General features: G+C 70.5%; 20 protein-coding genes. 4 read left to right on the plus strand and 16 right to left on the minus strand.

Annotated features, from left to right (window positions below; genetic code table 11):
- Nucleotides 1–18 precede the first annotated feature (18 nt).
- From pstB to pstS, 4 genes are all read right to left on the minus strand, one after another.
- The gene (gene pstB, locus ABD298_RS11505) at nt 19–798 is read right to left on the minus strand and encodes a phosphate ABC transporter ATP-binding protein PstB (protein ID WP_208711267.1); all 780 of its coding nucleotides are present in this window, start codon (nt 796–798) and stop codon (nt 19–21) included.
- A gap of 29 nt (nt 799–827) precedes the next feature.
- Entirely contained in the window at nt 828–1,934 is a 1,107-nt protein-coding gene (gene pstA / locus ABD298_RS11510) for a phosphate ABC transporter permease PstA (RefSeq protein ID WP_344299853.1), read from the minus strand.
- A gap of 1 nt (nt 1,935) precedes the next feature.
- The gene (pstC, locus tag ABD298_RS11515) at nt 1,936–2,847 is read right to left on the minus strand and encodes a phosphate ABC transporter permease subunit PstC (protein ID WP_344300190.1); all 912 of its coding nucleotides are present in this window, start codon (nt 2,845–2,847) and stop codon (nt 1,936–1,938) included.
- A 246-nt stretch (nt 2,848–3,093) separates the two neighbouring features.
- Nucleotides 3,094–4,212, minus strand: coding sequence for a phosphate ABC transporter substrate-binding protein PstS (pstS, locus tag ABD298_RS11520; protein WP_344299854.1), 1,119 nt, complete (start codon nt 4,210–4,212; stop codon nt 3,094–3,096).
- Nucleotides 4,213–4,454: 242 nt separating this feature from the next.
- Between pstS and ABD298_RS11525 the strand changes: the two genes are divergently transcribed.
- The 3 genes from ABD298_RS11525 to disA all read left to right on the plus strand — a co-directional run bounded on the left by ABD298_RS11525 (nt 4,455) and on the right by disA (nt 8,277).
- The gene (locus tag ABD298_RS11525) at nt 4,455–5,600 is read left to right on the plus strand and encodes an FUSC family protein (RefSeq protein ID WP_344299855.1); all 1,146 of its coding nucleotides are present in this window, start codon (nt 4,455–4,457) and stop codon (nt 5,598–5,600) included.
- A 39-nt stretch (nt 5,601–5,639) separates the two neighbouring features.
- The gene (gene radA / locus ABD298_RS11530; RefSeq protein WP_344299856.1) at nt 5,640–7,052 is read left to right on the plus strand and encodes a DNA repair protein RadA; all 1,413 of its coding nucleotides are present in this window, start codon (nt 5,640–5,642) and stop codon (nt 7,050–7,052) included.
- 148 nt (nt 7,053–7,200) lie between these two features.
- Entirely contained in the window at nt 7,201–8,277 is a 1,077-nt protein-coding gene (gene disA, locus ABD298_RS11535; protein ID WP_208711260.1) for a DNA integrity scanning diadenylate cyclase DisA, read from the plus strand.
- A gap of 60 nt (nt 8,278–8,337) precedes the next feature.
- Here the strand turns inward: disA and ABD298_RS11540 are convergent, their stop codons facing one another.
- Nucleotides 8,338–9,039, minus strand: coding sequence for a hypothetical protein (locus ABD298_RS11540; protein ID WP_344299857.1), 702 nt, complete (start codon nt 9,037–9,039; stop codon nt 8,338–8,340).
- Nucleotides 9,040–9,221: 182 nt separating this feature from the next.
- Here ABD298_RS11540 and ABD298_RS11545 point away from each other — a divergent pair, with 182 nt between their 5' ends.
- Complete coding sequence (locus ABD298_RS11545; protein WP_425564412.1) at nt 9,222–10,199, plus strand: HhH-GPD family protein; 978 nt, start codon at nt 9,222–9,224, stop codon at nt 10,197–10,199.
- Nucleotides 10,200–10,350: 151 nt separating this feature from the next.
- Here the strand turns inward: ABD298_RS11545 and ABD298_RS11550 are convergent, their stop codons facing one another.
- From ABD298_RS11550 to lysS, 11 genes are all read right to left on the minus strand, one after another.
- Nucleotides 10,351–10,905: an amino-acid N-acetyltransferase gene (locus ABD298_RS11550; protein WP_344299858.1), complete on the minus strand. Its 555-nt coding sequence runs from the start codon at nt 10,903–10,905 to the stop codon at nt 10,351–10,353.
- 10 nt (nt 10,906–10,915) lie between these two features.
- A complete protein-coding gene (locus ABD298_RS11555; RefSeq protein WP_344299859.1) occupies nt 10,916–11,422 on the minus strand; it encodes a GNAT family N-acetyltransferase in 507 nt (168 codons plus the stop codon).
- 68 nt (nt 11,423–11,490) lie between these two features.
- Entirely contained in the window at nt 11,491–12,165 is a 675-nt protein-coding gene (gene dhaM / locus ABD298_RS11560) for a dihydroxyacetone kinase phosphoryl donor subunit DhaM (RefSeq protein ID WP_344299860.1), read from the minus strand.
- Entirely contained in the window at nt 12,162–12,794 is a 633-nt protein-coding gene (gene dhaL, locus ABD298_RS11565) for a dihydroxyacetone kinase subunit DhaL (RefSeq protein WP_344299861.1), read from the minus strand. Before dhaL ends, dhaM begins: the two co-directional genes overlap by 4 nt.
- Nucleotides 12,794–13,795: a dihydroxyacetone kinase subunit DhaK gene (dhaK, locus tag ABD298_RS11570; protein WP_344299863.1), complete on the minus strand. Its 1,002-nt coding sequence runs from the start codon at nt 13,793–13,795 to the stop codon at nt 12,794–12,796. The genes dhaL and dhaK overlap by 1 nt, the downstream gene beginning before the upstream one ends.
- A gap of 60 nt (nt 13,796–13,855) precedes the next feature.
- Nucleotides 13,856–14,149: a hypothetical protein gene (locus tag ABD298_RS11575; RefSeq protein WP_344299864.1), complete on the minus strand. Its 294-nt coding sequence runs from the start codon at nt 14,147–14,149 to the stop codon at nt 13,856–13,858.
- Nucleotides 14,150–14,244: 95 nt separating this feature from the next.
- A complete protein-coding gene (locus ABD298_RS11580) occupies nt 14,245–15,573 on the minus strand; it encodes an FAD-binding oxidoreductase (protein ID WP_344299865.1) in 1,329 nt (442 codons plus the stop codon).
- A 183-nt stretch (nt 15,574–15,756) separates the two neighbouring features.
- Nucleotides 15,757–18,276 (minus strand): ATP-dependent Clp protease ATP-binding subunit, encoded by a 2,520-nt coding sequence (locus tag ABD298_RS11585; RefSeq protein ID WP_344299866.1) that lies wholly within the window; start codon nt 18,274–18,276, stop codon nt 15,757–15,759.
- Nucleotides 18,277–18,567: 291 nt separating this feature from the next.
- Complete coding sequence (locus tag ABD298_RS11590) at nt 18,568–18,903, minus strand: histone-like nucleoid-structuring protein Lsr2 (RefSeq protein ID WP_344299867.1); 336 nt, start codon at nt 18,901–18,903, stop codon at nt 18,568–18,570.
- Between the two features lie 159 nt (nt 18,904–19,062).
- A complete protein-coding gene (locus tag ABD298_RS11595; RefSeq protein ID WP_208711235.1) occupies nt 19,063–19,209 on the minus strand; it encodes a hypothetical protein in 147 nt (48 codons plus the stop codon).
- Nucleotides 19,209–20,663 (minus strand): lysine--tRNA ligase, encoded by a 1,455-nt coding sequence (gene lysS / locus ABD298_RS11600; RefSeq protein WP_344300192.1) that lies wholly within the window; start codon nt 20,661–20,663, stop codon nt 19,209–19,211. Before lysS ends, ABD298_RS11595 begins: the two co-directional genes overlap by 1 nt.
- Nucleotides 20,664–20,676 lie beyond the last annotated feature (13 nt).

The raw sequence follows: 20,676 nt of genomic DNA on the forward strand, positions 1-20,676 counted from the left end.
GCACGGGCGGGAAGCCTTTCACCCGAAGCGGCCGGACACGTAGTCCTCGGTCGCCTTCTCCTTCGGGTTGTTGAAGATCGCCGTGGTGTCGTTGTACTCGATGAGCTTGCCCGGCTTGCCGGTCCCGGCGATGTTGAAGAACGCGGTCTTGTCGGAGACGCGGGCCGCCTGCTGCATGTTGTGCGTGACGATCACCACCGTGTAGTCGGCCTTGAGCTCCTCGATGAGGTCCTCGATGGCGAGCGTGGAGATCGGATCGAGCGCGGAGCAGGGCTCGTCCATCAGGATCACGTCCGGCTTGACCGCGATCGCGCGGGCGATGCAGAGGCGCTGCTGCTGGCCGCCGGAGAGGCCCGAGCCGGGCTTGTCGAGGCGGTCCTTGACCTCGTTCCACAGGTTGGCGCCGCGCAGCGACGTCTCCACCAGCGCATCGGCGTCCGACTTGGAGATCTTGCGGCTGTTGAGCTTGACCCCCGCGAGCACGTTGTCTCGGATGGACATGGTCGGGAACGGGTTGGGCCGCTGGAAGACCATGCCGATGTGCGACCGGACAGCCACCGGGTCGACGCCGGGCCCGTAGAGGTCGTCGCCGTCGAGGAGCACCTGGCCCTCGACGCGGGCGCCCGGGAGCACCTCGTGCATGCGGTTGAGCGTCCGCAGGAAGGTGGACTTGCCGCAGCCGGACGGGCCGATGAAGGCCGTGACCGACTTCGGGGCAATGTTGATGGTGACGCCCTCGACGGCGCGGAAGTCGCCGTAGTAGACGTTCAGGTCATGGACGTCGATGCGCTTGGACATGTGGTTCCTTCTGGTGTGTGAAGTCTGGGTCAGCGGCCGGTCTTGGGGGCGAATGCCCTGGCGATGAGACGGGCGGCGAGGTTGAGCACCATGACGAGGATGATGAGCACGAGCGCGGCCGCCCAGGCGCGCTGCTCCGACGGGCCCGGGTTGGAGGGCGAGGTCGGGTTGAGGATCTGCGTGTAGATGAAGGTCGGCAGCGAGGCCATCCAGCCCGAGAACGGGTTGTTGTTGATGGCGGTCGCGAAGCCGGCCGTCACGAGGATCGGGGCGGTCTCGCCGATGACGCGGGCGATCGAGAGGGTCACGCCCGAGGCGATGCCGGAGATGGCGGTGGGGACGACGACCTTCAGGATGGTGCGCCACTTGCGCACGCCGAGGGCGTAGGAGGCCTCGCGCAGCTCGTTCGGGACGATCTTGAGCATCTCCTCGGTCGAGCGCACGACCACGGGGATCATGAGCACGGAGAGGGCGACGGCGGCGACGAAGCCGGTCTTCGTCCCGGGGCCCACGATCACGAAGAAGAACGCCGCGGCGAAGAGTCCGGCCACGATCGAGGGGATGCCGGTCATGACGTCCACGAAGAACGTGATGGCGCGCGCGAGCGGGCGGTCGTCCCCGTACTCGACGAGGTAGACCGCGGTGAGCAGTCCGACCGGGACGGAGATGAGGGTCGCCAGGAGCGTGATCCACACGGTGCCCAGGAGGGCGTGGTAGATGCCGCCCACCACGTGGGTGCCCTCGTTGACGGCCCGGTTGTCGAAGACGCCCGTGACGCCGTTCATGCTCGTGCCGAGGAAGCCCGGGGTGAGCAGGCCAGGGATGCCGGCCACCAGCACGGTCCAGATGACCGAGACGAGCGGGAGGAGCGCGATGAGGAAGGACCCCACGACGAGGCAGGTCGCCAGCTTGTCGGCAGCCTTCCGGCCGCCCTCCACGATCCGGCTCCAGGAGACGTAGACGACCGCGAAGATGATCGCGGACAGGACGCCCCATCCGAAGGCGTTGAAGCCGGGGACGGCGATGATCGCCGCGCCGAGGACGAGGGCGACGGCGAGCGACACCCAGCCGGCGTAGCCGGGAAGGCGCCCGCGGGTGAGCTTTGAGCGGCGGGGGGTTGCTGTTGCGGTGGCCATGTCAGTTCGCTCCCGAGAATTCCTTGTGGCGGCTGATGATCCAGCGCGCCACCATGTTCACCGCAAGCGTGATCACGAAGAGCACGAGGCCCGCCGCGATGAGGGTGGCGACCTTGAGGCCCGAGGCCTCCGGGAAGTTGAGCGCGATCTCGGCGGCAATGGTCTGATTGCCGGACTGGATCAGGCTCAGCGTGAGCGCACCCGAGGAGAGGACGAGCGCGACCGCCATCGTCTCGCCGAGGGCGCGGCCGAGGCCGAGCATCACGGCGCTGATGACGCCCGGGCGGGCGAACGGGAAGACGGCCATCCGGATCATCTCCCAGCGCGTCGCGCCGAGCGCGAGGGCCGCTTCCTCGTGCAGCTTCGGGGTCTGGAGGAAGATCTCGCGGGAGAGCGAGGTGATGATCGGGAGCACCATGACGGCCAGGACGATTCCGGCGGTCAGGATCGTCTTGCCGGTGGCCGAGGCCGGCCCCGCGAAGATCGGGATCCATCCGAGGTTCTCGGCGAGCCACGCGTAGGCGGGCGAGATCTGGCCGGCGAGGAAGGCCGCACCCCACGCGCCGTAGACCACCGACGGGATCGCGGCGAGGAGGTCCACGACGTACCCGAGCCCCGAGGCGAGGCGGCGGGGTGCGAAGTGCGTGATGAACAGGGCGACGCCGATGGCGATCGGCGTCGCGATGACCAGGGCGATCGCCGCGGCCACGATGGTGCCGATGACGATCGGCCAGATGTAGGCGAAGAAGCCTTTGCCGCCCTGGATCTGCGCCGGGTCGGCGAAGAAGGCCGGGAGGGCCTGGACGATGAGGAAGACGGCGACGCCGAAGAGGACGGCGAGGATGAGGCAGCCCGCCGCGAGGGCGAGAGTGGAGAAGACCTTGTCGCCGCGCGGGCTGTCCTGCGCCGTGATGGCGGGGGGGACGTCTGTCCGGGCGGTCGGCTTGGCTGGCGCTGTGGTCACGTCAGGACCCTTCCTTCTGGAGTCTCAGCCGAGTGGTTGGTGATGGAAGCCCGGAACGGCTTGGGGGAACGCTCCGAACACAGTGCTGGTTCCCCGCCCCCGCCAGTCCACGCTGGCGCGGCAGTGCGGCGTCAGCGGCGGAGGCGGGAACGGGGAACCAGTGATGCTGATCAGGCCTTGGTGCCTGAGTTCAGGCTAGGACTTGACCTTGACCGAGTCGATGGCCGTCTTGGCCTTGCCTGCGAGGGACGAGGAGAGCGGGGCCGACTTGGCCGACGCCGCCGCGTCCTTCTGGCCCTGCTCGGAGACGACGTAGGTCTCCCAGGCCTTGACGAGGTCGACCGTCTTCTGGTCGGCGTACGTCGTGCACAGGACGTGGTAGGAGACGAGGACGATCGGGTAGACGCCGGCCTCCTTCGTCGTGCGGTCGAGCTTGATCGAGAGGTCGTTGGCCGGACGGCCCTCGACCGGCTTGCTGACCTCGACAGCCTTCGCAGCGGCCTCGGCCGAGATCTTCACGAAGTTGTCGCCGACCTTGACCTGGGCGGTGCCGAGCTTGCCGGAGACGGCCGAGTCGTCGGCGTAGGTCACGGCGCCGGCGGTGTCGGAGACCGTCTTCACGACGCCCGAGGTGCCCTTCGCGTTCTCGCCCTTGAGCGAGGACGGCCAGTTGCCCGACGGCTTGTCGGTCCAGATGCTCGGAGCGGTGGCCGAGAGGTACTCGGTGAAGTTCGTGGTGGTGCCCGAGTCGTCGGAGCGGTTCACCGGGGTGACCTTGAGGTCAGGCAGGGAGACGCCGGGGTTGAGCGCGGCGATGGCCGGGTCGTTCCACGTGGCGACCTGGCCGCGGAAGATCTTCGCGATCGTGTCCGCGTCGAGCTTGAGGTCGGTGATGCCCGGCAGGTTGAACGCGACGGCGATCGGGGAGATGTAGACCGGGACGTTGATGGCGCCGTCGGGGCCGCACTTGGCCTTGGCCGCCGTCATCTCGTCGTCCTTGAGGTAGGCGTCGGAGCCAGCGAACTGGGCCGAGCCGTCGATGAGGGCCTTGCGGCCGGCGCCCGAGCCGTCCGGGGAGTACTGGACGGTGGCGCCCTGGTTGGCGCTGGCGAATGCGGTCTTCCAGGCGTCCATGGCCGCGCCCTGCGCGGAGGAGCCGATGCCGGTCAGCGTGCCGGTGACAGCCTTGCCGGAGGCAGCGGCCGAGGACTGGCCAGTGCTGGTGGCGTTGTCGGAGCCGCACGCGGACAGCGCGAGGGCGCCAGCGGCGACGACAGCAACGGCCGAGAGACGGCCGAGACGGAGAGCCTTCACGAAAGAACCCCTTCCAGGGTGATTGGGTGCGTACGAGGCGTACTGCATTCGAAGCTAGGGCCAACAGGTAACGACTCTCCGGGGCGATGGTTAACGGAAGATGAACTGAGCGCGGAATCGCGATGACATGGGCCGCACCGCTCTTGCCTTCTTCGTCACACCGCACTATGGGAGCGGCATCCGACGGAGCACCGGCGTCCCGCTGGACGGCGTGCCGGCGTGGGCTCCCTAGACTGCCCTGTATGGGCATCACTCGGGCAGCACCGGTCGGACGGGCGGTCGCTGCTGCTCGGGACTACGGCCGCGACCTCGCGTCGTCGGGCCTCGTGCGGGTGCGCCGCTCGCTCTTCCCAGCCGTCGCCATGACCGTGGGCGCGGTGCTCGCCTACTTCATCGCCGAGGACGTCCTGGGCCACAGCGGGCCGATCTTCGCCGCCACATCGGCCCTCATCTCCTTGGGGTTCGGCCGGGACCTCACAGTCCGCAAGGTCCTCGAGGTGGCGATCGGCTGCACCCTCGGCATCGCGGTCGGCGACCTGCTCATGCACTTCCTCGGCGCGGGGCTGTGGCAGGCGGGGATCATCCTGTTCGTCTCCATCCTGCTCGCGCGCTTCCTCGACCGGGGCGTCATCTTCGCGACCCAGCTGGGCCTGCAGTCGGTCCTCGTCGTCCTCCTGCCGGCCCCGGCGGGCGGCCCCTTCACCCGGAGCCTCGACGCCGTCGTCGGCGGCCTCATCGCCCTCACCATGACCGCCCTCCTCCCCCGCGACCCGCGCGTCCAGCCGCGCCGGGACCTGCAGGAGCTCGTCGGGATGTTCTCCACGATGCTCCGCGAGTGCTCCGCCGCCCTCGCCGACGCGGACTCGACCCGGGCGTGGCACGCCCTCGTGCGCGGGCGCAGCTCCCAGTCGCTCGTGGACGCGATCCGCGGCAGCCTGAAGGCCTCCTCGGAGGTCACGCGCATCGCCCCCGCCTACCGGCGCCACCGCGCGGAGCTCGAGGAGATCGAGCGTGCGGTCGAGTTCCTGGACCTCGGGCTGCGCAACGGGCGCGTCGTCGCCCGCCGGCTCACTTCCGTGATCAACAACGCTGCCCTCACCCAGACCGCCGCGGACAGCATCGCAGACCTCCTCGCTGAGACAGCGGACGCGCTCGACGACGTCGCGCTCGGCCTCGTCGCGGAGCGCCGCGAGGAGCGCCGCGCCCAGATGCGCACGGCACGGCTCGAGCTCGCGGACATCGCCGCACGCGCCCACCCCCGGCAGCTGCACGTGGAGAGGCTCGAGGGCGAGGCCCTCGTGATCCTCCTGCGCCCGATGCTCGTGGACCTCCTCGAGGCGACCGGCCACGCCCACGAGGAGGCCGTCGCGCTCCTGCCGCGGCTCTGATGCACCGGAACTGTCGGACCCCTGCCCTAGCCTGATTCCATGGCGACGAAGACCTCCACGCGAAGCAGCTCCCGGGCCGGCAAGGCCCCGGGCTACCGGTGCGCCGAGTGCGGCTGGACCACGGCCAAGTGGGTGGGGCGCTGCGGCGAGTGCCAGGCGTGGGGCACCGTCGAGGAGGTCGGCGCCGTGGTGGCGCGCACGACGCCGGCCACCACCGTCCTCGAGCCGGCCCGCCCGATCGCCGAGATCGACGCGACCGACGCCGCGTTCCTCCCCACGGGGGTGGTCGAGCTCGACCGTGTGCTCGGCGGCGGCCTCGTGCCCGGCGCCGTCATCCTGCTGGCCGGGGAGCCCGGCGTCGGGAAGTCGACGCTCCTGCTCGACGTCGCCGCGAAGGTCGGCGCCGGCCTGGACGGCGTGTCGCCGCGGGATGTGCTGTACGTGACCGGCGAGGAGTCCGCGGCCCAGGTGAAGCTGCGGGCCGAGCGGATCGCCGCAGTCGCGCCCCGGCTCTTCCTCGCGGCCGAGACGGACCTCTCGCAGGCACTCGGGCACGTCGAGAAGCTCTCGCCCCAGCTGCTCATCGTCGACTCGGTCCAGACGCTCTCGAGTGCCGAGGTGGACGGCAGCGCCGGCGGGGTCTCGCAGGTGCGCGAGGTCGCAGCGTCGATCATCGCCGCTGCGAAGCGGCGGAACATGACCACCCTTCTTGTGGGGCACGTGACCAAGGACGGCTCGATCGCCGGCCCCCGGCTGCTCGAGCACCTCGTGGATGTGGTGTGCCAGTTCGAGGGGGAACGGCACTCGAGGCTCCGCCTCCTGCGGGCAGTGAAGAACCGCTACGGGCCCACCGACGAGGTGGGCTGCTTCGACCTCACCGAGACCGGGATCCTCAGCGTCACGGATCCCTCGGGGCTGTTCGTGTCCCGCACGAAGGAGCCCGTGTCGGGCACGTGCATCACCGTCACGCTCGAGGGGCGCCGGCCGCTCCTCGCCGAGGTCCAGTCCCTGCTCGCCGAGACCGCGGCGGCCCAGCCCCGCCGCGCCACGAGCGGCCTCGACTCCTCCCGGGTCGCGATGCTCCTCGCGGTGCTCCAGCAGCGCGCGGGCTGCCTCCTGCACAAGGACGACACCTACGTGGCCACGGTGGGCGGCGTGAAGCTCAGCGAGCCCGCCACGGACCTCGCGGTGGCCCTCGCCGTCGCCTCAGCGAAGACGCGCACGGCACTCCCCCAGCGACTCATCGCCTTCGGCGAGGTCGGCCTCGCGGGCGAGGTGCGGCCTGTTCCCGGCATCAACCGGCGGATCCAGGAGGCCCACCGGCTCGGCTTCACCCACGCCATCGTCCCGGCGAGCCCCACCGGCCCCGGGGAGGTTCCCGAGGGCTTCAAGGTCCGTGAGGTTTCCCACGTCGCGGAGGCGCTCGAACTGCTCATCCCCGGGACGTCCTAGCCCTTCCAGGCCGAAACCGGCCGATTCTTGCCCGAATCGTTGCGTTTCCGGCCGCCTCGGGCACAGTCTGGCCGCAGGCGCGCGGATACCATGGGTTCTGCGTGCCCGCGCTGGCACCTGCCGCGTGGAGAGGACGAAGGACAAGAGAATGGCTCGGACCCCCGAGGAAGTGCTCAAGGCCACCTTGGCACGGGTCGCACCCGGCACCGGGCTGCGCGACGGGCTCGAGCGGATTCTCCGGGGACGCACCGGGGCCCTCATCGTCCTGGGCTACAACCCGACAGTCGAGTCGATCTGCTCCGGCGGCTTCGAGATCGGCATCGAGTTCTCCCCCACCCGGCTCCGCGAGCTGGCCAAGATGGACGGCGCGATCGTGTGCGACAGGGACGCCCGCACCATCGTGAAGGCGGCCGTCCACCTCGTCCCTGACTCCCGGATCGAGACCCACGAGTCGGGCACGCGCCACCGCACCGCGGAGCGCGTCGCGATCCAGACGGGCCTGCCGGTCATCTCGGTGAGCCAGTCCATGCAGATCATCGCCCTGTACGTCCAGGGCATCCGGCACGTGATCGAGGGCTCGGAGAACGTCCTCGCCCGCGCCAACCAGGCGCTCGCAACGCTCGAGCGGTACCGGGCCCGCCTCGATCAGGTCACGAACTCCCTCTCGGCCCTCGAAATCGAGGCCATGGTCACGGTGAGGGACATCGCCCAGACCCTCCAGCGGCAGGAGATGGTGCGGCGCATCTCCGAGGAGATCGCCCAGTATGTCCTCGAGCTCGGCGAGGACGGGCGGCTCCTGGCGCTCCAGCTCGAAGAGCTCACGGCGGGCCTCGGGCCCGGCAGCGACGTGGTGATCCGCGACTACGCCGGGGACTCGGCGACGCAGGAGACGATCGATTCCGCCGTGCAGGCGCTCATGGACCTCACGAGCGTGGACCTCATCGACCTGAACCGGATCGCCGCAATCCTCGGCTACGCGGGCGGTTCCGAATCCCTCGACGCGCTCGTGCAGCCGCGCGGGTACCGCCTCATCTCCGGCCTCAAGCCGGTGCCGCGCGCGGTCGCCGACCGTCTCGTGGACCACTTCGGCGGCCTGCAGAACCTCATGGCCGCGACCATCGAAGACCTCATGACCGTGGACGGGATCGGCGAGCAGCGCGCACGCACCGTCCGGGAGGGGCTGTCGCGCATGGCCGAGGCGAGCCTCCTCGACCGGTTCCTCTGACGGCCGCCGGAATCACCGGTTCCCTGCCCGCGCAGGCGGGCGCGCGGCGTCGTGCGCGCCCTACTTGAGCTCGAAGACCGCCTTGGAGCTCGTGGTCGCGCCGAGCGACGCGGTCAGGACGTAGATCCCGGGCTTCGGCTGGACTGTGGCGGCCTTGCACCCCTCGATGCTGCGCACGCGGGACCAGGGGAAGTTCGCTGTCTCGGATCCGCCGGCGGCGATGGTCTTGGGCAGGTCCTCCGCGGTGGCCTGGCAGTCCTTCGAGGAGAAGATCCGGTCCACGCCGCTGACCACGAGGAACTCCATCTGCTTGGTCCCGACGTTGACCTCGCAGGGGATCGGGTTGCCGTTGGTGACCTTGAGCGTGAAGAGGGGCTTCTCCGAGGGGCCGTACACGGCCTTGTCCGTCGACGCGGCGACCGTGATCAGGTGGGGATCGCAGCTCGGAGTCGGGGTGGCCGTCGGGGTGGCGCTTGCGGTCTCTGTCGGTGCGGCAGACGGGGTGGACGCGTCGCCCGATGGCGTCGTCTCGGGCGCTGTGGCGGGGGTGGCGGCCGCCTCCCCGGCGGCGTTGGATCCGACGGCCACGACCGCCGCGGAGACGCCGACGCCCAGGACGCCGAGGATGAGCGCCATGAGGACCACCACGGCGATCCGGCGCCTGCGGTACACCTCCGGGCTCTGCCGCGGGGGTCCAAGGGTCCTGACTGCTCGTCCCGACGACCCCTTCGAGCCTGCTCCGCCCGCACCCTTTCCTGCCATGCTTCTAGGCTAGGATCCGCGGGCCGGGCGGCCGGCACCGGCACGCCGCCGGCCCGCTAGAGTGGTCAGACCCGAACCGTCTGGGGGTCACCTTCTGGGGGTCACCTCGAGTGACCTCCAGGACGTGACCCCCAGGACGTGACCCCCAAGACGTGACCCCCAGAAAGGTGCCCGTGACCGCGATCGCCGCCCCCCGCCGTCGTGCGTCGGCCGCCTCGCCTCCTGCGCGGCTCACAGACCTGCACGCGGCGCTGGCCGCGTGGTTCGCGCGCGAGGCCCGGGACCTGCCGTGGCGCGCCGCCGACCGGACCCCGTGGGGCGTCCTCGTGAGCGAGATCATGCTGCAGCAGACTCCTGTGGTGCGGGTCCTTCCGGTGTGGGAGGAGTGGATGCGGCGGTGGCCGCACCCCTCGGACCTCGCGGCCGAACCCGCGGGCGAGGCGGTGCGCGCTTGGGGCCGGCTGGGGTATCCGCGGCGGGCGCTGAGGCTCCATGCCGCGGCGGCGGTCATCACACGAGAGCACGACGGCGAGCTGCCCACCATCGAGGAAGGCCTCCTCGCACTGCCGGGCGTCGGCACCTACACGGCCGCTGCCGTCGCGGCGTTCGCCTTCGGCGGTAGGGCGACCGTGGTGGACACGAACATCCGGCGCGTCCACGCCCGGCTCGTGGGCGGGGAGGCGCTTCCGGCCCCGTCGCTCACGGCGGCCGAGCAGCGCCGAGCCGCCGCGCTCCTGCCCGAGGACCGGGCGGAGTCTGTGGTGTGGAACGCCGCGGCGATGGAGCTCGGCGCCCTCGTGTGCACGGCGCGCTCCCCGCGGTGCTCGGAATGCCCGGTCGCCGCGGACTGCGCCTGGCTGGCCGCGGGCGAGCCGCCGCCCACCTACACGCCCCGGGGCCAGGCCTGGCACGGTACCGACCGGCAGGTGCGCGGCGCGATCATGGCCGTGCTCCGCGCCGCCGAGCACGGAGTGCCGCGCGCGCTGCTCGATGACAGCGCGCTGGCAACGGTCTCGGACAGCGCTGCCGACGGCGTGGGCCCCGCCGTGGCGCGACTCAAGGCCCTGCAGGCCGGGCCTGAGCAGCGCGAGCGCGCGCTGGCCGGGCTCCTCGCTGACGGCCTCGCTGTGGAGGCCGACGGGGTGCTGCGGCTGCCATGAAGGCGGCGAGCATATCGACATCACCCGGGGGCCGCCAGCCTGCATTCCGGCCCGATCCGTGCGCGAGTTGTGCAGATATGTCCGGGCACGGATGGTGGGGCATCTAGCCTCAAGGCCTGGACCCATCCGGGCCGGACAGGCCGCGGGTCGGCTACTCGCGCGCCCGCCCGTGGAGCCACCGGATCATCCGGGTGTTCCCGAGGGTGTTTGGCTTGACCCGGGCAAGGTCCAGGAACTCGGCGACGCCCTCGTCGTGGGAGCGCAGCAGCTCGGAGTACACCTCGGGGTCCACGCCGGACTGGTCTGCCATGACCTCGAACCCGTGCCGCTCGAAGAACCCCACCTCGAAGGTGAGGCAGAAGACCCGCTGCACGCCGACGTCGCGCGCCTCCTGGAGCAGCTGCTCGACGAGCGCATGCCCGACGCCGTGGCCGCGCCAGGCGTCGGCGGCGGCAAGGGTGCGGATCTCGGCGAGGTCCTCCCACATGACGTGGAGCGCGCCGCAGCCGACGAGCTCCCCGTCCGGGCCCTCCGCGACACGGAACTCCTGGATGGCCTCGTAGTACGCGACCGACTCCTTCGAGATGAGGATCCGCCGCTCCGCCAGCGGCGCGACGAGGCGCTTGATCGCGGCGACGTCGCTCGTTCGGGCCCGGCGCAGGGTGAAGGCAGGCGCGGCGGGGTCGACGGAGGTCTCGGGGGTCATGCGCTCAATCCTAGTGGCGCGCCTCCGGGCCGGAGGGCTGCCGGCCCAGCTCCCGCGAGTAGTAGAACTGCGGTTCCGACTGGCCTGGGTTGCCGCTCACGTAGCCGTGGCGCTCGTAGAAGCGCTGCGCATCGGCATCCTCGCCGTCCACGTTGATCTCCAGCAGTTCCGCCCCTCGGTCCCGCGCCGCTGCCTCGGCGGCCTCGAGGAGGGCACCGCCGAGTCCGCCGTTGCGCCGCTGGGGAACCACGTACAGCTCCTCGAGGAGCGCCGTCGGCCCGTCCCACCACACCGTGGCGCGGAAGCTCAGGAGGGCGACGCCGACCGCCGGGTCCCCGACGACGAGCGCCACGGCGGCAGGGCCAGCCAGCATTGTGGAGAGCCGGCGGGCAAGGACTGCGACGCCAGGGCTCGGCTCGCCGAACTCGCGGTTGAACGCGTCGAGGAGCCGCGCGAGCGCCGCCGCGTCCGCGGGATCCGCCCGGCGCACGACGGCGTGTGGCTGGCTGCCGCTCATGGCCCCAGCGTAGCGGGAGGTGACCTTCAGGAGGTGACCTCCAGGAGGTGACCTCCAGGACGTGACCTTCAGAGCTCGCCGAAGCCGGCCTCGACCTGGGCGCGCACGAAGTCGAGTGCCTTCAGCGCGTCCGGGCCCGAGGTCTCCACCACGAGCTGGCTGTCCTTCCCCGCGCCCAGGCCCATGAGTGCCATGACAGACTGGCCGTCGACGCCGTTGACGGTCACCTGGACGTCGAACGCGGAAAGCCTGCCCGCGAGCACCGCGGCCGGACGCGCGTGCAGCCCCATGGGGTTCACGAGGGTCAGGACCGCGGATTCGGTGGGCTCGCGGAGCTCGGGCGGCTCCTCGGCCTCGGCGCCCGGGACGGCCTCCTCGGCGGCGCGCACGACGCCCTCCAGCCCGGCTCCCGCCGCGGCCGCGACCGCGGCGGCGACGGCTCCTTCGACGAGTGCCGCATCGGCGATCCGGACCCGCTGGCGCTGGGAGTCCTCGAGGAACTCGAGCACGGACTCGGCCGTCATGACGGCGGACCCGAGGTCGGCGAGCACCACGACCCCCTCGCCCTGGTCCGCGGCCCCGATGCCCTCCATGACCTTCTCGAAGGAGGTTCCCACGCCGCCGTCGTCCGTCCCGCCTGCCGCGACGAGAGGGACGCCGGCCCCCATCTGGGCGGCGACCTCCACGACGCCTTCGGCGAGGCGCGCGCTGTGCGAGACGATGAGCAGGCCGACGGGGGTCACGCGTCCGCCTCCGCGGTGGCGGTGACGGCGGCGCGCAGGATGAGCGCCGTGGACACCGCGCCGGGATCGAGGTGGCCCGCGCTCCGCTGCCCCAGGTAGCTCGCCCGGCCCTTGCGGGCCACGAGCGGCTTGGTGGCCTGCGCGCCGGCCTCGGCAGCGTCGGCCGCGGCACTGAGCGCGGCGTGTCCGTCTGCGCCGCCGGCGGCGGCGTCCACGGCGGGCGTCCACGCATCCACCATCGTCTTGTCCCCCGGCCCGGCCTTGCCGCGGGCCACGATCCCGTCGCGTCCTGCGGCCAGCATCCGCGCCACCGCAGGGCCGTCCAGCGCCTCGGCATCGCCGATCGCGGTCGAGGCCCGCAGGAACGCCGTGCCGTACAGCGGGCCCGCGGCGCCGCCGACCTTGCTCATGAGCATCATGGCGGCCATCTTGAGGGCTCCGGCCAGGGATGCGGGCGGCTCCTCGTCGAACTTCGCCACGATCGCCGCGAAGCCGCGGTCCATGTTCTCGCCGTGGTCGCCGTCGCCGATCGCGCGGTCGAGGTCGATGAGCTCCTGCCGGTGCTCCGCGATGACGCGCGCGCTCTCCCGCAGCCACCGCTCCGCCCACGCGGTGTCGAGGGCCGCCATCACGCGCCCCACCGCAATGCCGGGGTGTGCACGGGGGCGTCCCACAGCGCGGTGAGCTCGTCGTCGAGCCGGAGGAGGGTGAGGGAGCACCCCTGCATCTCGAGCGAGGTCGTGTAGTTCCCCACCAGGCTCCTTTCGACCAGAGCGCCGCGGTCCGCCAGGATCCGGGCCGCCGCGCGGTACACGATGTAGAGCTCGGAGAGCGGCGTGCCGCCCATGCCGTTGACGAAGAGCAGGACGCGCTCCCCCTCGGCGAGCCCGAGGTCCTCCATGACAGGTGTGAGGAGGTGCTCGGTCAGGGCGTCGGCGGGCTCGAGGCCCACGCGGCGCCGTCCGGGCTCGCCGTGGATGCCGATCCCGATCTCGATCTCGTCCTCGCCGAGGTCGAAGCTCGTCTTGCCGGCGTGCGGGACGGTGCAGGGCGTGAGCGCGAGGCCCATCGAACGGACGTTCGCGACGACCTTCCGTCCGATGGCCTCGACCTCGTCCAGACCGTCTCCGCGCTCGGCGGCCGCACCGGCGACCTTCTCCACGAGCACCGTCCCCGCCACGCCGCGCCGCCCGGCGGTGTAGAGGGAGTCCTCGACGGCGACGTCATCGTCCACGAGGACCGTGCGCACGTCGAGGCCCTCGGCCTGGCACATCTCGGCGGCCGTCTCGAAGTTGAGCACGTCGCCCGTGTAGTTCTTCACGACAAGCACGACGCCGGCCCCTCCGTCCGCTGCCTGCGTCGCCGGGATGATCGCGTCCGGGGTGGGCGACGTGAAGACGGCGCCGGGGACGGCGGCGTCGAGCATTCCCCTCCCGACGTAGCCGGAATGGAGGGGCTCATGCCCGCTGCCGCCGCCAGAGATGAGGCCCACCTTGCCCGGGACGGCACCGCCCGCGCGGCTGACGAAGAGCGGGTCGGGGTGGACGCGGACCAAGTCGGCGTGCGCGAGCCCGAAGCCCTCCACCGACTCGTCCACCACCGCCCGCGGGTCATTGATGAGCTTCTTCATGCCGCTCCTTTGCACGGTGTCCCACGCTTGCACGGGTCGTGCTTGGAGCCTACCGCAGGGCTATGCGCTGCTCTCCGCCTCGCCGGGCTTGAGGTCCTCGCCCGTGACCGGGTCGCGCTGCTCCCCCGCGAGCTCATCGGCGTCGGCTCGCTGTCCGGACCCCGACGTCGGTTGGCCGCCGGCGGCCTGCTGGTCGCTGCCCTGCTGGTCGTCGCCGCCCTGCTGTTCGGTGCTTTGCTGCTCGCCGGCGCCCTGGCCCATCTCCTGCTCGGGGGTGGGGACACCGTATCCGCCGGGTCCGCGCTCGGCATCCTTCTGGGACTCGTCCGGGTTCTCGGGGGTCACAGTGTTCATGGCTTCCCTTCCATCGACTCCATCGAGCTGTCGCGGGAGTGATTGCCCTGTGGGCGGTGGGGGAAACAAAGCCGGCGCGGCCCGGGCACGGTGCCTCAGGGACGCAGGAGGCCCTGGGGGTCGAGCTCCTCGCGCGCCACCGCGAGGACGGCGTTGACCTTCTCGCTGTACCCCGCCGACGGGTCCTCGCCCCCGAGGAAGTTCCGCGGGCCGCGGCCGTTGCCGAAAGGGCGCAGGGTCGCGAGGAGGCCCTCGAGCGCGGCGGGCACCAGGTCGGCGATCGGCGGCGCGAGGACGCCCACCGCATGCACCGCATAGGCGAGTCCGTGCGCGGAGACGGTCCGGCCGGCGTCGGACGCCATCGCACCGCCGAGCAGCCGGAACTCCACGAGGGGCAGGACGGTGGCGGCGTCGGGGCCGACGGCAGCGATCACGGCCTCGATGGCCTCCTCCGTCAGGTCCACGATCCCGGTGCCTCCGCTGAGGAACGGCATCGGCGTCTCGGGATCCGAGTAGACGCGGTCGATCTCGGCGTACGGCAGCACGCCCACCGCATCCAGGAGGACGGGGGCGGCGGCCCGCATCGGAGCGAGGGCCTTCTCGCCGCCGGGACCCACGTGGGCGAAGCTGACATGGACTGTGAGCTTCCCGGCGAGCTCGCGCGGAACGTCCGGCGCATCGGGGGCCCGCAGGAAGCGGATGGCCGTGTTGGAGGCGTCCTTGAGGGTGCGCGACCACGCCGCGAAGGCACGCAGGACGGACGCGGAGTGCGCGCCGTCGAAGACGAGCGCCCCGCCGTAGACCTGCGCGACCCTGTAGAGGCGGAAGGTCACGGCGGTGACGACGACGAGGCCGTGGCCGCCACCGGCGACGAGATCGAAGAGCTCCGGCTCGCGCGTGCGGCTGACGGTGCGGGCATCGCCGTCCATCGTGACGATCTCGAAGCTCACGACCGAGTCGGCGGCGAAGCCGAACGTGCGCCCGAGGACGGGCATGCCGCCGCCGAGCGTGTACCCGACCACGCCGACGTCCGAGCTGGAGCCGTTCAGGGGGGCGAGGCCATGCTGCGCGGCCGCGTCGATGACCTCGCGCCACCGGGTGCCGGCGCCGACGGTCGCAGTCCGCGCATGGGGGTCGATCGCCACCGAGCGCAGGCGCTTGGTGCTCAGGAGGACCCCACCCGTCATGGCGCGTTCGGCGCCGTGGCCAGTCGCCTGGACGTGGAGCGGCACAGAGTTCAGCGAGGCCCAGCGGACGGTCGCGACGACGTCGGCGGCGTCGCGGGCCGCGACGACGACGTCGGGGCGGTGGGCGACGGCGGCGTTGAACGCGGCAGCCTCAGCCGCGTAGCCCGGGTCGCCCGGGTCGAACACCTCGCCGCGCACGAGGTCCTCGAGGGTGATGAATTCAGTCTGGACGGTCATGGTGTCTCTCTCTGGGTGTGGAACGGATCACGTTGAGACCAAGAGAGACACTACGCTCGGTTAGCGGGTTTGTCTAGCGATTGGATTTATTCGTCGATGCGACCACCCCACAGCGCAACGGCCCCCCACCTCGGAAGGTGGGGGGCCGCCGTCGTGCGCTGTGGCTGCGGCTGTGGACGGGCGTTACGCGCCCAGTTCCTTGCCGCTGCCCTTGGCGAGGGTCACGACCTCGGGGACCTGGGGACGGGGCATGCCGGTGAAGGTGAACTTCGCCTCGTCGCCTTCGCCCTCGGCGTCGATGACCACGATGTCGCCCGCGGAGAGGTCCCCGAAGAGGATCTTCTCCGACAGCTGGTCCTCGATCTCGGACTGGATCGTGCGGCGCAGCGGACGGGCACCCATCGTCGGGTCGTACCCGCGGGTGGCGAGCAGGACCTTGGCGGCCTGGGTGAGCTCGATGCCCATGTCCTTGTCCTTGAGGCGCTGCTCGAGGCGGGCGATCATCAGGTCGACAATCTCGATGATCTGCTCCTGCGTCAGCTGCGGGAACACCACGATGTCATCGACGCGGTTGAGGAACTCGGGGCGGAAGTGCTGCTTGAGCTCCTCGGTCACGCGCGACTTCATGCGCTCGTACCCGGTCTTGGTGTCGGTGCCGGACTGGAAGCCCGTCATGACGCCCTTGGAGATGTCCCGGGTGCCGAGGTTCGTGGTCATGATGATCACGGTGTTCTTGAAGTCCACCACGCGGCCCTGGGAGTCCGTGAGGCGGCCGTCCTCGAGGATCTGCAGGAGCGAGTTGAACAGGTCCGCGTGGGCCTTCTCCACCTCGTCGAACAGCACCACGGAGAACGGGCGGCGGCGGACCTTCTCGGTGAGCTGTCCGCCTTCCTCGTAGCCCACGTACCCGGGAGGTGCACCGAAGAGCCGCGAGACCGTGTGCTTCTCGGAGAACTCGGACATGTCCAGCGTGATGAGCGCGTCCTCCTCGCCGAAGAGGAACTCGGCGAGTGCCTTGGCGAGCTCGGTCTTGCCGACGCCGGTCGGGCCGGCGAAGATGAACGAGCCGCCGGGACGCTTCGGGTCCTTGAGGCCGGCACGGGTGCGGCGGATCGAGCGGGAGAGCGCCTTGATCGCGTCGTCCTGCCCGACGACCCGCTTGTGCAGCTCGTCCTCCATGTGGAGCAGGCGGCTGGACTCCTCCTCGGTCAGCTTGAACACCGGGATGCCGGTCGAGTTGGCGAGCACCTCGGCGATCAGGTCCTCGTCCACCTCGGCCACGCCGTCCATGTCGCCGGACTTCCAGGCACGCTCGCGCTCGGCGCGCTCCGCGATGAGCTTCTGCTCCTTGTCGCGCAGCGAGGCGGCGCCCTCGAAGTCCTGCGCGTCGATCGCGGACTCCTTCTCGAGCTTGAGGCCGGCGATGCGCTCGTCGAGCTCCTTGAGCTCCGGCGGTGCCGTCATCCGGCGGATGCGCAGGCGCGCGCCCGCCTCGTCGATGAGGTCGATGGCCTTGTCCGGGAGGAACCGGTCCGAGATGTACCGCTCGGCAAGGTTCGCCGCGGCGGCGAGGGCGCCGTCCGTGATGGTCACGCGGTGGTGCGCCTCGTACCGGTCGCGCAGGCCCTTGAGGATCTCGATCGCGAGCGCGACCGTCGGCTCGGAGACCTGGATCGGCTGGAAGCGGCGCTCGAGGGCGGCGTCCTTCTCGATGTGCTTGCGGTACTCGTCGAGCGTGGTGGCACCGATGGTCTGCAGCTCGCCGCGGGCGAGCATCGGCTTGAGGATGCTCGCGGCGTCGATCGCGCCCTCGGCGGCACCCGCACCGACGAGGGTGTGGATCTCGTCGATGAACAGGATGATGTCGCCGCGGGTGCGGATCTCCTTGAGGACCTTCTTGAGGCGTTCCTCGAAGTCGCCGCGGTAGCGGGAGCCGGCCACGAGGGAGCCGAGGTCAAGCGTGTACAGCTGCTTGTCCTTGATGGTCTCCGGGACGTCCCCGCGCACGATGGCCTGGGCGAGGCCCTCCACGACGGCGGTCTTGCCGACGCCGGGCTCGCCAATGAGGACCGGGTTGTTCTTGGTGCGGCGCGAGAGGACCTGCATGACGCGTTCCATCTCGTGCTCGCGCCCGATCACCGGGTCGAGCTTGTTCTCGCGCGCGGCCTGCGTGAGGTTGCGCCCGAACTGGTCCAGCACGACGGAGCCCGCGGGCGTGCCCTCGGGCTGGCCGGAGCCGGCACCGGCGGACGTGGTCTCCTTGCCCTGGTAGCCCGACAGCAGCTGGATGACCTGCTGGCGGACCCTGTTGAGGTCCGCGCCGAGCTTGACCAGCACCTGGGCCGCCACACCCTCGCCCTCACGGATGAGGCCGAGGAGGATGTGCTCCGTGCCGATGTAGTTGTGGCCGAGCTGGAGCGCCTCGCGGAGCGAGAGCTCAAGCACCTTCTTGGCGCGAGGCGTGAAGGGGATGTGGCCGGACGGGGCCTGCTGGCCCTGCCCGATGATCTCCTGCACCTGCTCGCGGACGCCGTCCAGCGAGATGCTCAGGGATTCGAGAGCCTTGGCCGCGACCCCTTCGCCCTCGTGGATCAGCCCGAGGAGGATGTGCTCGGTCCCGATGTAGTTGTGGTTGAGCATGCGGGCCTCTTCTTGGGCCAGCACCACCACGCGGCGGGCGCGGTCTGTGAATCTCTCGAACATTGCTCGAACTCCCCGGTTTAGCTTGGGTGCGTCACTTGCGTATCTCGATGCTACGTGCCGGGTGCCCGCACGCAGAGGGCTGTTCGCCACAGGGTGAACCGGCGCCGTCGCCCCGCCCGGCGAGTCCGACGGCGGGTGGCCGCCGCGCCGACCCCAGCCGTCCGTCGTCGTACGCGCTGCAGAGCAGCGGAAATACGCTTCGCAAAAACGAGAAATCCCGGTGCGCCGCGCGCATCGGGATTTCCCTTCCCCGGCCCCCCATGGACGGAGATTTAGCCAAATTGAGGCTGATCAGGCATTCGCCTTGTGGTAGGCCTCCTGGATCTCGGCCTGGATCCGGCCGCGGGCATTCACGTTGTAGCCATTGTCACGGGCCCACTGGCGGATCTTCGCGGAATCTGAATTGCGCGAGGAGGACGCTGCGCGGGCCTTCGGGGCTGCGGCACCCCGAACACTTGCCTTGCGGCCCGCAGAAATGAACTCCGCAAGCGCCTTGCGGAGCTTCTCGGCATTCGCCGAGGAAAGATCGATCTCGTAGTTCGACCCGTCGAGGCTGAAGCGGACGGTCTCGTCGGCCTTCCCTCCGTCGATGTCGTCCTCAAGAATAATCTGGACCTTCTGTGCCATATCTAAGCTCTCTTCTCTGTCATCGCTGGGGGCGAGGCAATGGGGAGTTCAAGCAATCGGCCCTCCGCGTCGATATGAGGCGGGTCATGCCGAGCGATATCAGTATGAAGGCACAAATGGCGCACGTCAAAAGCACGTGCGCCACCTGTGAATAAGGCATCAATTCGTGGGGTGTTCTCCCGACTCGCGCTCCGCGCGCGCGAGCGCCTCACGCTCGGACTTGTCCGCATTGAAGATGGCGCGCATGGCGAACCAGAAAATGAGGCCGACTACCACGGACGGCAGAAGGACGAGCACGTATTCCATCAGTTGGCCTCCGGCTTGAGGAGCGGGAAGAGGATCGTTTCGCGGATGCCCGCCTGCGTGAACAGCATGACGAGGCGGTCCACGCCGAGGCCGATGCCGCCCATGGGCGGGGCACCGTATTCGAGCGCCCGGAGGAAGTCCTCGTCCAGGGCCATGGCCTCGTCGTCGCCTTCCGCCGCGAGGCGGGACTGCTCCGTCAGCCGCTCCCGCTGGATGACGGGGTCGATCAGCTCGGAGAAGGCCGTGCCGCGCTCCATGCCGCCGATGATGAGGTCCCATGCCTCGATGAGGCGCGGGTCCTCGCGGTGCGGGCGCGCGAGGGGCTGGGCCGAGGGCGGATAGTCGTAGACGAAGGTCGGGTTGAGCAGCGTGGGTTCGACGATCTCGCCGAACAGCTCGATGACGGCCTTCTCCTGGGTCCAGAGGGCGTCGGTCTTGACGCCGTGCCTCTCGCCGACCTCGAGGAGGCGCTCGAGCGGAGTGTCGGGCGTGATCTCCTCACCGACGGCCTCGGACAGTCCGGGATAGACGCCGAGCCAGCGCCACTCGCCGTCGAGGTCGATCGTGCCGGCGGGCGTCTCGATCTGGCGGGTGCCCACCACATCGGCGACGTTGAGGATGATCTCCTTCATGCGCTCGGCCATGGTGAACTGGTCGGCGTACGCCTCGTAGCACTCGAGCGTGGTGAACTCGGGGCTGTGGGTCGAGTCGACGCCCTCGTTGCGGAACACGCGGCCGATCTCGTAGACGCGCTCGATCCCGCCGACCACCGCCCTCTTGAGGTACAGCTCGGTGGCGATGCGCAGCGTCATGTGCTGGTCGAACGCGTTCAGGTGCGTGGCGAAGGGGCGCGCGGTCGCGCCGCCGTGGACGAGGTTCAGCATGGGCGTCTCGACCTCGACGTACCCGTGCGCGTCGAGGGTGTCGCGGATGCTCTTGGTGATCTTTGAGCGCGTGTAGACCATCTGCCGCGCCTCCTCGCGCACGAGGAGGTCCACGTAGCGCTGGCGGACCCGCGTCTCCTCGTTGAGCCCCGCATGCAGGGTCGGGAGCGGCCGGAGCGCCTTGGAGGCCATCTGCCACGAGTCGACCATGACCGAGAGCTCGCCGCGGCGCGACGAGATGACCTCTCCGGTGACGAACACGTGGTCGCCGAGGTCAACGAGCGACTTCCAGTCGGCGAGGCGCTGCTCACCCACGTTGGCGAGGGACAGCATGGCCTGGAGGCGCGTGCCGTCGCCTTCCTGAAGCGTCGCGAAGCACAGCTTGCCCGTGTTGCGGATGAACACCACACGTCCGGCGACGCCGACCTTCTCCCCCGTAGCCGTGTCCGGCTCGAGCTCGGGGTACTTCTCGCGGACCTCGGCGAGCGAATGCGTGCGCGGCAGGACCACCGGGTACGGCTGTTCGCCATTGGCGAGAAGCTTCTCCCGCTTGTCCCGGCGGATGTGCATCTGTTCGCTGGCG

Origin of the sequence: Sinomonas flava (genome assembly GCF_039531875.1) — a bacterium.
Lineage (GTDB): Bacteria > Actinomycetota > Actinomycetes > Actinomycetales > Micrococcaceae > Sinomonas > Sinomonas flava.

What these genes read in the sequence shown, in the direction of transcription:
- dhaL (WP_344299861.1), bottom strand. Translation starts at nt 12,794, where the DNA reads ATGGCGGCCCTCGACACCGCGTGGGCGGAGCGGTGGCTGCGGGAGAGC.
- ABD298_RS11590 (WP_344299867.1), bottom strand. Translation starts at nt 18,903, where the DNA reads ATGGCACAGAAGGTCCAGATTATTCTTGAGGACGACATCGACGGAGGG.
- ABD298_RS11580 (WP_344299865.1), bottom strand. Translation starts at nt 15,573, where the DNA reads ATGACCGTCCAGACTGAATTCATCACCCTCGAGGACCTCGTGCGCGGC.
- ABD298_RS11595 (WP_208711235.1), bottom strand. Translation starts at nt 19,209, where the DNA reads ATGGAATACGTGCTCGTCCTTCTGCCGTCCGTGGTAGTCGGCCTCATT.
- pstA (WP_344299853.1), bottom strand. Translation starts at nt 1,934, where the DNA reads ATGGCCACCGCAACAGCAACCCCCCGCCGCTCAAAGCTCACCCGCGGG.
- ABD298_RS11550 (WP_344299858.1), bottom strand. Translation starts at nt 10,905, where the DNA reads ATGACCCCCGAGACCTCCGTCGACCCCGCCGCGCCTGCCTTCACCCTG.
- disA (WP_208711260.1), top strand. Translation starts at nt 7,201, where the DNA reads ATGGCTCGGACCCCCGAGGAAGTGCTCAAGGCCACCTTGGCACGGGTC.
- ABD298_RS11540 (WP_344299857.1), bottom strand. Translation starts at nt 9,039, where the DNA reads ATGGCAGGAAAGGGTGCGGGCGGAGCAGGCTCGAAGGGGTCGTCGGGA.
- dhaK (WP_344299863.1), bottom strand. Translation starts at nt 13,795, where the DNA reads ATGAAGAAGCTCATCAATGACCCGCGGGCGGTGGTGGACGAGTCGGTG.
- ABD298_RS11585 (WP_344299866.1), bottom strand. Translation starts at nt 18,276, where the DNA reads ATGTTCGAGAGATTCACAGACCGCGCCCGCCGCGTGGTGGTGCTGGCC.
- ABD298_RS11555 (WP_344299859.1), bottom strand. Translation starts at nt 11,422, where the DNA reads ATGAGCGGCAGCCAGCCACACGCCGTCGTGCGCCGGGCGGATCCCGCG.
- lysS (WP_344300192.1), bottom strand. Translation starts at nt 20,663, where the DNA reads ATGCACATCCGCCGGGACAAGCGGGAGAAGCTTCTCGCCAATGGCGAA.
- pstB (WP_208711267.1), bottom strand. Translation starts at nt 798, where the DNA reads ATGTCCAAGCGCATCGACGTCCATGACCTGAACGTCTACTACGGCGAC.
- ABD298_RS11575 (WP_344299864.1), bottom strand. Translation starts at nt 14,149, where the DNA reads ATGAACACTGTGACCCCCGAGAACCCGGACGAGTCCCAGAAGGATGCC.
- ABD298_RS11525 (WP_344299855.1), top strand. Translation starts at nt 4,455, where the DNA reads ATGGGCATCACTCGGGCAGCACCGGTCGGACGGGCGGTCGCTGCTGCT.
- radA (WP_344299856.1), top strand. Translation starts at nt 5,640, where the DNA reads ATGGCGACGAAGACCTCCACGCGAAGCAGCTCCCGGGCCGGCAAGGCC.